The sequence below is a fragment of the Tissierella sp. genome (genome assembly GCF_031460495.1).
Classification (GTDB): domain Bacteria; phylum Bacillota; class Clostridia; order Tissierellales; family Tissierellaceae; genus JAVKTS01.
This window is the reverse complement of the sequence record NZ_JAVKTS010000002.1, coordinates 306,064-321,833: the sequence shown is the minus strand read 5'-3', so window position 1 is coordinate 321,833 and position 15,770 is coordinate 306,064. Positions and strand designations below refer to the sequence as shown.

General features: G+C 30.6%; 15 protein-coding genes. 1 reads left to right on the top strand and 14 read right to left on the bottom strand.

Annotated features, from left to right (window positions below; translation table 11 throughout):
* Positions 1-9: 9 nt before the first annotated feature.
* The 9 genes from RIN63_RS05260 to RIN63_RS05220 form a co-directional block, all read right to left on the bottom strand.
* The gene (locus RIN63_RS05260) at positions 10-2,055 is read right to left on the bottom strand and encodes a hypothetical protein (RefSeq protein ID WP_310443641.1); all 2,046 of its coding nucleotides are present in this window, start codon (positions 2,053-2,055) and stop codon (positions 10-12) included.
* Positions 2,056-2,072: 17 nt separating this feature from the next.
* Complete coding sequence (locus tag RIN63_RS05255) at positions 2,073-2,309, bottom strand: IreB family regulatory phosphoprotein (protein ID WP_310444100.1); 237 nt, start codon at positions 2,307-2,309, stop codon at positions 2,073-2,075.
* 120 nt (positions 2,310-2,429) lie between these two features.
* Complete coding sequence (gene alaS / locus RIN63_RS05250) at positions 2,430-5,069, bottom strand: alanine--tRNA ligase (RefSeq protein WP_310443640.1); 2,640 nt, start codon at positions 5,067-5,069, stop codon at positions 2,430-2,432.
* 136 nt (positions 5,070-5,205) lie between these two features.
* Positions 5,206-6,405 carry an AI-2E family transporter gene (locus tag RIN63_RS05245; protein WP_310443639.1) on the bottom strand — a complete coding sequence of 400 codons (1,200 nt, stop codon included), beginning with the start codon at positions 6,403-6,405 and terminating at the stop codon, positions 5,206-5,208.
* A gap of 42 nt (positions 6,406-6,447) precedes the next feature.
* Positions 6,448-6,618: a hypothetical protein gene (locus RIN63_RS05240; protein WP_310443638.1), complete on the bottom strand. Its 171-nt coding sequence runs from the start codon at positions 6,616-6,618 to the stop codon at positions 6,448-6,450.
* 176 nt (positions 6,619-6,794) lie between these two features.
* Complete coding sequence (nifU, locus tag RIN63_RS05235; RefSeq protein WP_310443637.1) at positions 6,795-7,232, bottom strand: Fe-S cluster assembly scaffold protein NifU; 438 nt, start codon at positions 7,230-7,232, stop codon at positions 6,795-6,797.
* Positions 7,233-8,411, bottom strand: coding sequence for a cysteine desulfurase NifS (gene nifS / locus RIN63_RS05230; RefSeq protein WP_310443636.1), 1,179 nt, complete (start codon positions 8,409-8,411; stop codon positions 7,233-7,235).
* Positions 8,412-8,429: 18 nt separating this feature from the next.
* Entirely contained in the window at positions 8,430-8,858 is a 429-nt protein-coding gene (locus RIN63_RS05225; RefSeq protein ID WP_310443635.1) for an Rrf2 family transcriptional regulator, read from the bottom strand.
* 119 nt (positions 8,859-8,977) lie between these two features.
* Positions 8,978-9,637: a hypothetical protein gene (locus tag RIN63_RS05220; protein ID WP_310443634.1), complete on the bottom strand. Its 660-nt coding sequence runs from the start codon at positions 9,635-9,637 to the stop codon at positions 8,978-8,980.
* Between the two features lie 95 nt (positions 9,638-9,732).
* Between RIN63_RS05220 and RIN63_RS05215 the strand changes: the two genes are divergently transcribed.
* The gene (locus RIN63_RS05215; RefSeq protein ID WP_310443633.1) at positions 9,733-10,998 is read left to right on the top strand and encodes a hypothetical protein; all 1,266 of its coding nucleotides are present in this window, start codon (positions 9,733-9,735) and stop codon (positions 10,996-10,998) included.
* A gap of 1 nt (position 10,999) precedes the next feature.
* Here the strand turns inward: RIN63_RS05215 and RIN63_RS05210 are convergent, their stop codons facing one another.
* The 5 genes from RIN63_RS05210 to RIN63_RS05190 form a co-directional block, all read right to left on the bottom strand.
* Entirely contained in the window at positions 11,000-11,272 is a 273-nt protein-coding gene (locus RIN63_RS05210) for a DUF3343 domain-containing protein (RefSeq protein WP_310443632.1), read from the bottom strand.
* A 139-nt stretch (positions 11,273-11,411) separates the two neighbouring features.
* Positions 11,412-12,368 carry an L-threonine 3-dehydrogenase gene (locus RIN63_RS05205; protein ID WP_310443631.1) on the bottom strand — a complete coding sequence of 319 codons (957 nt, stop codon included), beginning with the start codon at positions 12,366-12,368 and terminating at the stop codon, positions 11,412-11,414.
* Between the two features lie 133 nt (positions 12,369-12,501).
* Complete coding sequence (locus RIN63_RS05200; protein ID WP_310443630.1) at positions 12,502-13,335, bottom strand: TPM domain-containing protein; 834 nt, start codon at positions 13,333-13,335, stop codon at positions 12,502-12,504.
* Positions 13,329-14,384: a hypothetical protein gene (locus tag RIN63_RS05195; protein WP_310443629.1), complete on the bottom strand. Its 1,056-nt coding sequence runs from the start codon at positions 14,382-14,384 to the stop codon at positions 13,329-13,331. The genes RIN63_RS05200 and RIN63_RS05195 overlap by 7 nt, the downstream gene beginning before the upstream one ends.
* A gap of 30 nt (positions 14,385-14,414) precedes the next feature.
* The gene (locus RIN63_RS05190) at positions 14,415-15,608 is read right to left on the bottom strand and encodes an SPFH domain-containing protein (RefSeq protein ID WP_310443628.1); all 1,194 of its coding nucleotides are present in this window, start codon (positions 15,606-15,608) and stop codon (positions 14,415-14,417) included.
* Positions 15,609-15,770 lie beyond the last annotated feature (162 nt).

Genomic DNA, 15,770 nt, shown 5'->3' with positions numbered 1-15,770 from the left:
CACCTAGTTTCACATATATTCTAAATAAAGTCCTGTAGAAATTAAATTCATAGCTATGCTAGCTAATAATAATCCTGAATCATTTAATAAGAACCCCCCTATTATTCCTGCTATACCAGCTATCAATGCTATCAATGCTTTTTTATTAATCTCTTTTAATGCATTAAATACAATTAAATGAAAAATCATATTAAATAATAAAACATAAGTCCAAAAGGAATTACCTATTAGTTTGATATTCATAAGTACTTTTCTTATTACAATATTAGTTAAATATTCTATTCCATTATTCTTAATGAGTAGAATAGAATTTCCTAAATGTGTAGTATTTTCATTAAACTTTATATCAATATAGCCCAATAAAGATATAGATATTATAATACACAACAATAGATAGAGCGCTCTTTTGATAGTAATTTCCTTATCCATAAAATTAAAGATATAGATTATCGTTGCCATGATAAATGCCATAGTTCCACCTACATTAGCCCCATAAAGTGGATGTCCTACCATAATTACTGATATAGAAAATAAAATTAATGGTAATAAACTCTTATTGTTTTTCTCTGAAATTCTAATTGATAGCAAAGTTACCGACCCCAAGAGAATACCTACCATCTCATTGCCTATACCATAATATCTAGCCCCTATAATGGGATCATGAGATAGTACGGAATACTTGCTAATACTACCTTTCAACAATAAATCTAGGAATATTACAAATACAGAAAATGCTGAAATATACATCAATTGATTATTATTCTCCTTAGTTCTCCAAATAATAATAAAAAACAATAATAAGAAAATTAACAATAACATTATGTAGATAAGTATATTAACTGGCTTAAATAATGAAACTATAAAAAGAATGTTAGGAATAAAGAGTAAGGTAGCCACAAAACTCTTTATAACAGTTTCTATTTTACTTGTTATCTTTATCTTTGTAAGTACTATAATGATAGCTATAGATAATAGAATTATTGAAATCAATCCATAATAATATAATGTATTAAATCTAACTCTAGATGTAGTATTTATTTGCTTATTCAATTTTATTATATCATCTAGCTCAATGTCCACTCTAATTGTCTCTATTGGGTTGCCAGACATTTTTTCTTTTGGAGCCTTTAAATATTCCATAACAGTAGGTCCAATATCTAAATTAGTCACTAGACTTTGTCTATTGGTAGTTAAGGATGCTATGGTCCCCCTTTCAATTCCTTCACCCCATAATACAATTGGAGATAACCTACTATCATCAACATTCATATCTCCACTATTAGGACTTGTAATTATCAACAAGGAATTATTACTGTCTAATAAATCAATCAAATCCTTTAAAAAATTATCTAAATCCCTAAGAATTCTCTCTCTTATACTTATAAAATCTTCATCAGAAATATTAGCACTATAACTATACATCCGCTGCAAATCACCTGTATCTACCACAATAAAATCTGCCTGACTACTTACCACCTCAGTTAATAACGTTTCATAATCTGTTTTATATCCAAATGGGTATTCACTTTCTTCCAATGTTATATTATCTATATTCCCATAATCAATTAAACCTTTGGAATCCATAGGAATCAAGGCTGAAGTTCTATTGGGAATATCCCTTACATCACCGTTACCATATATTGCTGTTTTCAATCCACTATTATGTAAATTATCACCAATTGCTCCGATACTTGGTAAATAATTATTCTCTTTATTCAAATTGTATATTTTGCTTATAGAGTTATTTACTAAAGAATTCTCCATATTTTGAAACTGAAAATCTATACTACTATAATTAGCATAGGCTTTTCTTGAAGAATTGATAGTAAGAAAGCTTTCTGCCCCTGTATAACCTGTTGTACCTCTAGTGTTCATTAAACCAATACTACCATCTAAGATAATTGTATTTAAATAATCCATAGCTTCAATATCCTTTAATGTCAATTTATTCATGACTACTAGATATACCTTAGGATTATTGCTTGCCCCATAGGAAATATGAGGCAGTAATAATATTGATAAAAATATGCAAAATAGAAACTTTCTTATTCTCAAATCAATTCTCTCCTAAACTACTGACCCTTCTTTAGATACTCCTTTAAAAGTTCTTCTAATAGTTCATCTCTTTCTATACTACAAACAGCTGATCTAGCGTTATTATAGCTAGTAATATAGGTTGGATCTCCTGATAGTATATATCCAATAATCTGATTAATTGGATCATAACCTTTTTCTTCTAAAGAATTATAGACAGATAATATTATTTCTTTTGCTGAGTTGATATTGTCCTTTGGTGGTTCAAACTTCATAGTTTCATTTAACCTATTGTTCACAGAAACACCCCCTAATATACTATATATTATACCATATAATCCCTATATAGTTGGAAACAAATATTGATTTTGCTAATATTTGTTTCCAACTGTTTCCTATTTAATTTGCATCTTGATTATATCTGGAACTATTGATAATGCTTCTTTAATTTTTGAAGTATCCTTACCTCCTGCTTGTGCCATATCTGGTCTTCCTCCACCAGAGCCACCTGTAACATTAGCCACTTCTTTTATTATATTCCCTGCATGAATACCCTTTTCAATTAAATCCTTAGTTACCATACCTAGAAAAGATATTTTTTCATCTTTAACTGTTGCAAGAACAATAACTCCTTGCTCAAGGCCATCTCTAATTTTATCACCTAAATTTCTCAAACTATTCATATCCATATTATCTACTTTGTAGGTGATTAATGATATGCCATCTATATCTACTTTAGATGCTAGAATCTCATCTGCTATGGATGAAGCCATCTTTGATTTAAGAGAGTTTATTTCTACATCCTTTTCTTTGAGTTCTTCAGATAAAACTTTAGCTCTATCTATTAATTTAGTTTTGTTAGTCTTAAATATATTACTTAATTCTTCCATACTACTGTCCAAATGGCTCAAGTATTCATATACACCTATACCTGTTATAGCTTCAATTCTTCTCACTCCAGAAGCGATACTAGCTTCAGAAATTATTTTAAACATACCTATGGTTCCAGTATTATCAACATGGGTACCACCACATAATTCACGAGAATAATCTCCCATACTTAATACCCTTACTTCATCACCATATTTATCTTCAAACAAACCTACTACACCCATTTCTTGTGCATTTTTTAATGAAGTCACTAAAGTATTAACTTCTAATCCATCAAATATCTTAGAATTAACGATTTTTTCAATCTGATTTAACTCCTCTTTTGTTACACCTTCAAAATGAGTAAAGTCAAATCTTAATCTATTAGGAGTTACAATAGATCCAGCTTGGTTAACATGTTCACCTAATACATCTTTCAATGCTCTATGCAGCAAATGAGTAGCTGAGTGATTCCTTCTGGTTGAATTTCTTCTTTCTTCATCTACCTGAGCAATAATTTTATCTCCAACTTTTCCTATCCCTTCAATTACTTTAACTATATGAATTAAACTACCACTCTTTGAGTGTTTAGTATCTAATACCATAGCTTTAAAATTGGATGATTCAATTATTCCGATATCTCCTACTTGGCCTCCCGATTCTCCATAGAAAGGGGACTCAGTTAATATTATAACTCCCTCATCTCCAGGATTTAACTCAGTAACTTTTTCATTATTAACAGATAGTCCTGCTATTTCAGATACAATATTTGTTCGTTCATATCCTCTAAAAAAAGTATCCAATCCTTCAAAGATATCATGTTCATTTCCTGTAGACCAGCCAATATTATCTCCATCTTCTCTGGCCTTTCTTGCTCTATCTCTTTGAGCTTCCATATTTAAATTAAACTCTTCTTCATCTACTACTAAGGACTTCTCTTCAAGAATTTCCTTCGTTAAATCCAATGGGAAACCATAAGTATCATAGAGTTTAAATGCTTTTTCTCCAGAAAGTACAGTTTTATTTTCATCCTTCATCGCATTAATATAATCTTCTAATATAGACATTCCTTGATGAATTGTTTCTTGGAACTTATCTTCTTCAGCCTTAATTACTTTCTTTATTTGTTGTTCTCTATCTTTTAGCTCTGGATATTCTACTTTCCATGAGTTTATAACTATATCTACTACCTCAGATAAAAAAGCATTTTCAATCCCTAAAAGTTTACCATGTCTAGCAGCTCTCCGGATTAATCTTCTAAGGACATAGCCTCTTCCTTCATTACTTGGAATTATTCCATCAGATACCAAGAAAGTCATAGCTCTACTATGATCTGTTATTACCCTTACAGAAACATCTCTATTTTTATCTTGCCCATAAGTAATATTAGCTATTTTTTCAACCTTCTTTAGTATCTCCCTAACTGCTTCTACATCAAAAATGGTTTTTGCGCCTTCCATTACGGCAGTAATTCTTTCAAGTCCCATACCAGTATCTATATTTGGATTTGGTAACGGATTATACTTTCCATTTTCATCTTTATCAAATTGAGTAAATACCAAATTCCAAACTTCAATAAATCTATCGCATTCACATCCCGGCTTACAATCAGCACTACCACAACCATGCTTTTCTCCTCGATCTACATAAATCTCAGAACATGGACCTGATGGCCCTATTTCCAACTCCCAAAAATTATCTTCTTTCCCTAATCTAACTATTCTCTCTGCAGGAACTCCTACATTTTTATTCCATATTTCAAAGGCTTCATCATCCTCTAAGTAAATTGTAACCCATAAATCTTCTTTAGGTATTTCCAATTTCTCTGTAAGAAATTCCCATGCCCATGCAGTTGCTTCTTTCTTAAAATAATCACCAAAAGAAAAATTTCCTAACATCTCAAAAAATGTAGCATGCCTGTCTGTTTTCCCTACATTTTCAATGTCCCCTGTTCTAATGCATTTTTGGCATGTTGCCATTCTTTTACTTGGAGGTGTTTGCTCACCTGTGAAGTATTTTTTAATTGGAGCCATACCAGCCCCTATTAATAATAGCGATTTATCATTCTTAGGTACAAGTGAATATGACGGAGCTACTAAATGCTCTTTTTCTCTAAAAAAGTCTAAAAATTCTCTTCTGATTTCGTGCAATCCTATTTTTTTCATTATATATACACCTCTCCATTTAAGATTATCCGCAAGTTGTAATTGCAAAAAATCGTCCCCAATAGAGGGACGAAATTCCTTCTTTCTATATTTGGATTATAATTTAATATACTAATTTTGTCAATAAATCCAAAGATTAATTGTCAGTTTCAGGTGGTCTTTTAAGTTTCTCAACTATAAATTTAAATAGAATGATTGATACGGCAACTACTGGGACTGCTAAAATCATTCCTACCACACCAAATATTCCTCCACCAATGATAATAGATAGTAAAACTACCATAGGATGTATGCCAGTTGTATCACCTAATATTTTAGGAGCCATTATATTATTCTCTATCCATTGAATAGATAAGAAAAACAAACTTACCCATATTGCCTTTAAAGGGCTGGATAAATAGGCAAAAAATACTGCAGGTGCAAAACCTAAAAATGGACCAATATAAGGTATAATATCTGCAATACCTGTAATAAATCCAATAACTATTGCAAAATCAACTCCAATAATTAATAATACTATTGAAGTCGCAATGCCAACATAAGTTGCCATAATTATCTTTCCCCTAACAAATTTAGAGAGAGAGTAATCCATTTCATTAAATAATTTCTTATACTCTTTTCTTCTTTTCTCAGGAATTAATCCCATTATCTTAACTTTAAAATAATCTTTATCCACTAAGAAGTATAATGTCAATATAGGGGTTAATACAATACTTACGACCTTTGAAAAAGTATTTATTATCCCACCTATAAAGGTTTTAAGACCATTTACAACTATACTTTCTAACCCTACGATATTTTCCATAACTACCTGTTGAACACCTTGAAACATTGGTGGTAAATCTCCTAAGGTTGAATAATATTTATTGTACATTGCATCTATTAGACTTGATGCCTGTTCAAGGTACTTTGGCATATCAGAAACTAATCTTTTTATTTCCGTAGTGGACCTTGGAACTACTAAAAAGAAAAAAAACATTATAACTAAAATAATACATAGATATAATAGCAATACTCCCCATACTCTCTTTATTCCTTTTTTTTCTAAACGATTAATGATTGGGTTAAAAAGATAAGCTAGAATTGCAGATAATATAATAGTATAAAATGTATCCGAAAGTACTGTGTATTTTTTCAAAAGACTATAAAATGCAAATACGAAAATCAAACCTAATAATATTGGCATAACTTTTTTATTATTTATTTTTATCTTTCTATTATCTTCCACATATTTATTACCAATATTTACTAGATAATAAATAATTAATATTAATAAAAGAATAGATAATGACCAAATCACTTTAAATAAAAAAACAGGTTGATTATATTCAATCATATGTATCTCCCCTTTGGATTTGGAAAAGGCAGCTAATGCCGCCTAGTTCCACAATGAGTTCATACCATCTTTTAAACTTGACCTTACTTTTCTAGCAGATTTCATCATTCGTTTTCTACTCATAGGTGTCATCTTTGAAGTAAGTATAATACCTATAGATGTACCAATGACAGTTCCCCAAAAAGCTCCATTTTTATATCTATTGTTAAGCATGCAAATCATCTCCTCTTCTAGGATTTTATTTAGTATAGTTAAAGAAAATGCAAATTATATAATAAGTACATTTTCCTTTCGCTCTATATAATATATGTTCTCACTAAAAGAGGATTAAAATTCTATCAATATTATCTATAATTGAGATATTATAGAATTTATTTTCAAATTTGATACTAATCTAAGTCTTCTTCATGATTATGATGATCTTCATCAAAATCTACATTGTCTAAGCCTTCTATATGAACATTGTTCTTCTTAGAATAATCAAGTAGTGCAGATTTAATAGCTTGCTCTGCTAAAACAGAACAATGCATTTTCACTGGTGGTAATCCATCAAGAGCTTCTGCAACTGCTTTATTAGTTAGTTTCATTGCATCTTCTATAGTTTTTCCTTTTATTAATTCTGTTGCCATACTAGATGATGCTATTGCAGAACCACATCCAAAAGTTTTAAACTTAACATCCTTTATAATATCATCTTCTATTTTAAGGTACATTTTCATTATATCCCCACATTTTGCATTACCTACTTCACCTATACCATCTGCATCTATTAGTTCACCCACATTTTTAGGATTTTGAAAATGCTCCATTACTTTTTCTGAGTACATTTATTTTTCCTCCTTATTTTTGTCATATAGTGGAGACATCATTCTTAATCTCTCAACTATTTTAACTAATTTTTCTACTACAAAATCTATCTCTTCTTCAGTATTAAAATCTCCTAAAGACAATCTAAGAGAGCCATGAGCAATTTCATGAGGTAATCCTATTGCTAACAGTACATGAGAAGGATCTAGAGAACCAGAAGTACAAGCAGAACCACTTGAACCTGCTATCCCTTCCATATCTAAACTAAGTAATAAAGATTCTCCTTCTATAAATCGAAAACACATATTTACATTTCCAGGTAGTCGAAGAGTTGGATGTCCGTTTAGTTTTACATTATCAATATTAGATTCTATTTTACTAATTAAATAATTTCTGAGCTTTCTTAGTTTTTCATTATGTTCATCTAAGTTTTCATAAGCCAATTCTATAGCTTTTCGCATTCCAACTATTGCTGGGACATTCTCAGTTCCAGCTCTTTTATTTCGCTCTTGTCCTCCTCCTGATATAAGAGGATCTATTTTTACACCCTGTTTTATATACAATACCCCAATTCCTTTAGGTCCATAAAATTTGTGAGCAGACATGGATAATGCATCAATATTAAGTTCTTTAACATCTATCTTAATATTTCCAATTGCTTGAACAGCATCTGTGTGGAAATATATCTTGTTTGATTTTGCTATTTCACCTATTTCCTTAATAGGTTGTATTGTCCCAATTTCATTATTTGCATACATTATTGAGATAAGTATAGTCTTATCTGTTATTGCATTTTTTAATTGTTGTAAATCAATCAACCCATATTCATCAACATCTAAGTAAGTAATATCAAATCCATTTTTCCCTAAGTATTCACAAGTGTGTAGTACAGCATGATGCTCGATTTTAGTAGTTATAATATGATTGCCTTTTTGCTTATTTCCAAAAGCTATACCTTTTATTGCCCAGTTATCAGCTTCTGAACCACCAGCAGTAAAATATATTTCTCTTCTATCTGCATTAATTACATTTGCTATTTTTTCTCTTGAATCTTCAATTGCTCTTTTGGACATGCTACTTAAGGAATATACTGATGAAGGATTTCCATATTTTTCTGTAAAGTATGGTAGCATTTCATCCAAAACTTCTTGCTTAACGGGAGTTGTTGCTGCATTATCCATGTATATATATTTTTTCATCTTATTCTCCTCCTAAGATTATTGTTTATTATTTAATTTAATTTCATCATCTACCATATCCTGTAATGTTATAGAGTCAATTACTTCATCTATACTGTCCTTGATTCTAACCCAAACTAGCCTTGTTGCACAGCCATCTTCTTTATTACATTCATTATTATCATCTATTACACAGTCAGAGGGTGCCATACTTCCTTCAAGAGCTCTAAGTATACAACCTACTGTAATTTTATGCGGACTTTCTGATAACATATAACCACCTTGAGCTCCTCTAACGCTATTTAACAACCCTTCTTTTCTTAAAGTTGAAAACAATTGTTCTAAGTAGCTTTCAGATAGATTCTGCTTCTCTGCAATCTGGTTTAAAGATATTGGTCCTTCTCCATAATGTAAGGCTAACTGAAACATTGCTTTTAACCCATATCTTCCCCTTGTAGATAATTTCATTTTTTTCACCTCTTTTAATTCCAACTAATTCACTTGGATATCATTAATAAGTATATTATACCCTAGTATTTTTGTCAACATTCATATAAAATTATTTTTCATAAAAAAAGGAAGAGCTATTAGCTCTTCCTTATATTACCGTTCCTATACTCTGGTTGAATACAATCTTCATCTGTGTCATTTATTTGACATGGGAAAAATCTTGGGAATGTTGCGTATTCTATGAAATCTTCACATATATCTTGTGGACTAAATTCATCACATAGTGGTGGTTCCGGACAATATCCAAATGTTGGTATCATAAGTTGAACTGTTCCTACGACCTTAATTATTATAAATACTCCTGCTGTAAACACTACTGTATCTCCTGTTTGTACTGGTGGTAGTAAAACTTCCGAACTAGTTTCTATTACTATTCTAAAATCAAATTCATCTCTAGCATCTGGAATGTATAATATTATGTCTTTAAATATATCTGGTAAGAATCCTTCTTCTATTATGTTCCCATTAATATCTAATGCTTGAAAAGGAATTTTTATCGTAAATCTAACTCTTCTAAAGTTTGGTGTATCAGTATCAGTTACGATCAAAGTATTAGGTACTATAAAACCTGGTCTAAATCTTATCCTATCGAAATTCTTATCGCATACTTCTACTTCTACTTCTGGAAAACATTCTCTTTGTTGACAACTTGCGAAGACTTTATCAACAATAACACAATCACAGTCTAACTCTGGAAATACTTCCATAATCTTTTCGCTCATATTAAATTCAGCCATGCTTTTCACTCCTTTTATTTAATAAATTCGTATCCACTAACATATTATGTATTGATAAGCTAATGTGCTACTAATTAATTATGGAGGTGAATTAAATGTTTGAACCAAATATCAATATTATTTTCAATTCCAAAGATGATGTTTTTGTATTCCAATTAGAAACTGGAGGAATAATTTCTTATACAATTTTTGATTCGTCATTGCATTATATGGAATCAAATAGTCTTAAGGATAAAGATATATTAAAGTTTTCTACACTTATAGATGAATATGATACAATACATCTCGTTGCCTTATTAAATACAGGGGATTTAAACTACTACAAATTCAGCGAAAAAATATGGTCTAAATTAACTATTGCAAAATTTGATACAAAATCAAATATATATAACCAAATTGAAGTATTAAAAATTAATAACAAACTACATATTATTTATAACTATTCAAATTTAATTAATTCAAATATATGGACCATCCAGCATGTAGTCTATGAAAGTGAAGAAAAACATAATGCTATTAGATATCTATCAAAAAAATCAACTGATCCTTTTGTCTTAAGTTATGATAGTCAAGGTACTATTCATATACTTTATAGAAATGATATTAACAATCCTCAAATATATCATTGTTTTTATAGTCCTTATACTAGAACATGGAGCTCACTACCGAAACAAGTATCTTCTGATAATAGCAATACCTCTTTACCTTTCTTATTTATAGATTCCAAAGATAATCTACATGGACTATGGATAGAAGCATTAGATGGTAGATATCAACTCAAATACCTAAGAATGAGCTCTAAAGGTAAGGAAAAGTATATATGGAAGGATGTTCTACTCCCATATATACAATTTTCAAAATTCTTACCAATTATTTTTGAAGAAAATAATGTTTTAAAATTAATATTTATATCAAATAATAGTATTAATCTTCTTTATTCCAATGACTACGGTTGCACATGGTCAAAAGGTGAAAATAGTCAAGATATTGATGAAAATATTATATTATCTAAAGTTAAAAAGAATTCAAATAATATTAGTTATCTATATTGCTATCCTTTTAATGAACTTAAGTTTTACTTTTTAGATTCATTATTGCATAAAGAATCTAAAAATTCGACTAATGAACTGCCATTAGAAACAGAAAATAAAAATATTTCTTTAGAAATTATCCATACTGAAGATACTATTTCTAATGAGTTGGACACTAAGTTAAATGAACTATTGAGTAATTACAAAAATTTCGAATCTCAATTAAGCAAATTATTGGCTAATCAAGAAAGTCTAAAAGGTAAATTAGATGAAATTCAAAAGTCAGTTGATTCAAAAAAAAGGTCTATTTTAAGCAGATTATTCAACTGAATTAAATAAAAACTCTCTTGTACCTAAATTTACCATCTTTTCTTTCGGCAATATATATATCAGGAGCTTCTATACCCAATTCCTTAGCTTCTTTATATAGAATATCAGTATATTTTAAATTGCTGAATTTAATTGAATAATTGCACCCAGCCTTTATAGTGCAAGGAGTAGAAATTATTTGAAAATTATCATATCCCATGGACTCTAATATTGAGTATAGGAAGACAGCTTGATTTTTAGTTTTAAAAACGGATAAATAATAATTGTTACTCATATGATTACCTCCTTTATATACTATAAGTATTTACTTTGCCTTATAAGTGTTACAGTTTTTACTGGATAAATATATATTTTATAGGAGGATTTTAAAATTAAACAGGACAGGAATACCTAAAGTATCCTGTCCATCTTAATTATAGCCCTAATTTAATTTTTAATTTTTCAAGCATATCCTTAGTCATGGAGTCTAGGTTGTATTTTGGATTCCAACCCCACTCTTCTCTAGCAGCTGAATCATCTAATGAGTTTGGCCAAGTATTTGCAATACCTTGTCTTACAGGATCCACATCATAATCCAACTCAAATTCAGGAATATATTTCTTTATTGATGCAGCTAACATCTCTGGATCAAAACTCATAGCTGAAACATTAAATGCATTTCTGTGAATTAACTTAGATGGATCTGCTTCCATTAAATCAATAATTGCATCTAAAGCATCAGGCATGTACATCATGTCCATGTAAGTACCTTTATCAATAAAGCTTGTATATTTCTTATTCTTTAATGCATCATAGTAAATATGCACTGCATAGTCTGTAGTTCCTCCACCAGGTAGTGTCTCATAAGATATTAACCCTGGGAAGCGTACTCCTCTTGTATCTACTCCAAATCTTTTAAAATAATAGTCACATAGCAATTCTCCAGCTACTTTTGTTACACCGTACATAGTACTAGGTCTTTGAATTGTATCCTGTGGTGTATTATCGGGTGGTGTAGAAGGTCCAAAAGCTGCGATTGAAGATGGTGTATAGACCATACAATTTTCTTCCCTTCCAACTTCAAGAATATTATATAATCCATTCATATTAATATCCCAACATTGATCAGGATGTTGTTCACCAACAGCAGATAATATAGCTGCAAGATTTACTATAGTGTCAACTTTATTTTTTCTTACTACTTCAGCCAATGTTTTAGGATCATTTATATTTACGATTTCAAAAGGTCCTGATTCTATGAGTTTCTCATGTCCGTCTTTTATCCTTCTACCACTTGCTATAACATTGTTAGCGCCATACACTCTTCTCATTTCTGTAGTAAGTTCTGAGCCAATTTGTCCTAATGCTCCAGTAATTAAAATTTTTCTCACTAAATACACCTCCAAATATTATAAAACTATGTAATTCGTTACAATTATATCATAATTATAAAAAATTACATAGTAGTTTTAAAAATAATAAAAGCCCATTTAAGAAAATAATATTAAATGGGACTTTTAAATCTTATTTAAACTTTCTTCCTCCGCCTCCATGGCTTCTCCCACTTGAAGATTTGTGGGTGGTACTTCTTCCACTTGAAGAAGATGATGAATTGTTCTGTGGTTTTGGTATTACTCTGGTGGTTACAAACGAATCAATTAACTTATCTTCATTTTCTGTAAAACTTACAATGCTATTATTCCTAAAATTCAATGGTTTCACCGGTTTCTTCATTTTGTACTTGGATTTAATGCTAATAAAAAATATTCCAAAAGATCCTAGTCCTCCTAAAAGGCTAATAATAAGATCAAAGAATGTTAGTCTGTTTTTCTCCTTAGGTTCTTCTGGATAATTATGTTGATCTGAGGGTATACCAGCCTTAAGATATTCTTCTGTTCCTTTTAAAAATCCCAAAGTTGCTCCGTAGTAATCTCCCTCTACTAAGCCGCTATCAAATACATCATCAAGTACTCTTTCTATCCTCTCATCAGTCAAATACTTAATCCCAATACCTGATGTTGATATATATGCCTCTCCGTTATCCATATCTATTAAAAATAATATCCCATCGAAATTATCTCCTACACCAAACCCGTTATAATCAAAGAAATCATCTGCATATTCCATTGAAGTCTTGCCCATAGCATCATTTGTAGTTACAATAATTATATCCATATTGTAAGAAGTAGATAATAAATTTGCTTTTTCCTCTAAACCTATTATTCCTTCCTCATTAAATAGCATAGCGTCATCAAAAACAAAAGATTTGTCTGCAAAAACTGTTATAGAAGAGAAGAGAATCAAAATTATCAAAATAAAGAACATACCTTTTATTGATTTACCAGCTAAGCCTACCATATTAGGGCACCTCCTATTGCAAGAACTGCAGAAGTGATTCCAAATATTATTGATGATACTTTAAATAATTTTCCTTTATCTAATGGAAGTTCTCCAAAGGATTTTCCGGTTTGCCCATTTACAGCATATACATAAGTTTTATCATTATAGATAAAAGTTAATATCCACGCAGGTAAAAGTGTATAATTCCACTCTTTAGAGAGAATATCTACATTATTACTTATATCATTGACATGATTAAATCCCGTTATTGTCTCAGATATTAAACTTTTAGAATATCTGTTGACTTGTTCTTCTATTTTTGGAGTTATCTCTTCTTTACTAATATCATATTGCTCTGCAAAAAAACCTGACAGATATGGCATCGAAAATTTTTTCGCTTCGTCTTCATTATATGGTGCAATACCACTTAAGAGGTTTTTATCTATTTTAGTAAATGCTAATTCCTCCACATTGCTAATATCTATTTTCCCTTTTCTCTCTATCTGAAACTTCTTTGTTTCTGTATACTCCCTGTCTCCACTACGCCATATTCTTATGTTTCTTCCCTCTCCAACATAGTCAATATCTATCTTGCAATCGGCCCACCAATAAGGCAAATATACACCTGTTATCTTTTCTAATTGAGAATTACTGTGGAAATCCTTGGGAACAAAGCTTTTATTCTTAGCCCAATTGAAAAAGGTTTTTGTCGCCTTCTCCTTATCAATGGAAAATGGTATTAATTTATCAGGTTGAAAACTTCCTGAAAGTCTATCAGATATAATCACTGGATTATGGCAATAGTAGCAAAATGTAGCCGTTGTTGTGTTATCTGTAACAACTTTTGCTCCACAACTATTACATTCATATGATGATAAATGTTTATGGTCTTCAGTAGTATCTGGGCTCTCATCTATCCCATTTTCCTCATCTACATCCTTATATATATTAGCAATCTCTTCTTCTGTATATTCACTTAGACAATAGTCACAATGAAACTTTTGTAATGCAGGTTTAAACAAGATTCCTGCACCACAACTAGGGCATTTATAAGATTTAGTAGCCATAAATTCACCTCTTAATTAGTATCTAGTAAACTAAAACTTATTTCCACATTCTGGACAAAACTTTGGAATCTCCCCTTCAGGTTTGAACCCACATTTTGAGCATTGAGATGTTGTAGCTCGTTTTGTGCCACAATCTGAACAAAAATTACCAGAATTTTTCTGGCCACATTCAGTACAATACCACTCATTGCCTTTTTGCTCCACTTGTTTTTGTTGACCCTGTTGATTCATTTGCTGTTGATTTGACTGAGACGCAGCACCCATAAAGTTACCTGCACCTTGCATACCTACGCCCATACCCATAAACGCAGCTGCAGCCCCACCTTCATTTGATCCAGCTGCTTCCATACCTCTTGCAATAGACCCTTGAACATAGCCTTCTCTAACAGATGGGTCACCTAACATAGCGCCTTTATTTCTCATATTTATTAATTCTTTAGACTCATCATCATAGGAGATACTAGAGATACCAACAGCCTGAATTTCCATACCTCTCATTCTTTTCCAATCTTCATCTAATATATTAGCCATATATTGACTTAATTCTCTACCTCTAGATGCTACATGGGATATACGAATTCCATCAACAGACATCTGATTCATAGTTGATTGTAAAGCCTCTAAGAATTCTGATAAGTATTGTTCATTTATATCTTGAATCTCTACCTTATCCTCATTCCTTGGAATTGCTTCTGCAAAAAAAAGTAGAGGATCAGTAATCTTTATAGAATAATTCCCATGTGTTCTTAAAAATAATTCAGAGTTATAAAAGTTATCAAAATAATTCAAGGGATTTGGAGTACCAAATTTAATTCCTTTTATCTCTTGTAGATTTATATAATAAACTTTTTGAGCAGTTGGTGTAACTCCACCATATTTAATTCTTTCAAATGACTCCATTAAAGAATCCTTAAAAGTCCCATTAAATAGCGATGGTAAGGATGTATTATCTACCTTATAATAGCCTTCTTCAGCTGTATAATCTACTACTTTACCACCATCTACTAAAATCATAAATTGATTAGGATAGACATGTATGACAGATCCATTTGATACTGTATTCTCTGTACCTTTTTTATTTGACCCTCTCTTATCATCTTTTCTAACTTTTACCCCAGATGTAAATACAGTATTATCTCCCATATCATTTGGTTCAATTACCTCTAACCATTGATCAGCTAAAGATCCACCTATAGCTGAAGTTAATGCTTTAATTAATCCCATTTTTCTACCTCCCTATATAATTATATTCATTATTATAACATATTAGTTTATACCCTAAAAACATTTATATAATTAATCCATGTCATAAATAATTGCTAAAAGCTATTATGAATTTTTTTCACAATAGCTTTTAGTTGTTTAAAATCCTCTGTGTTCTTTTAT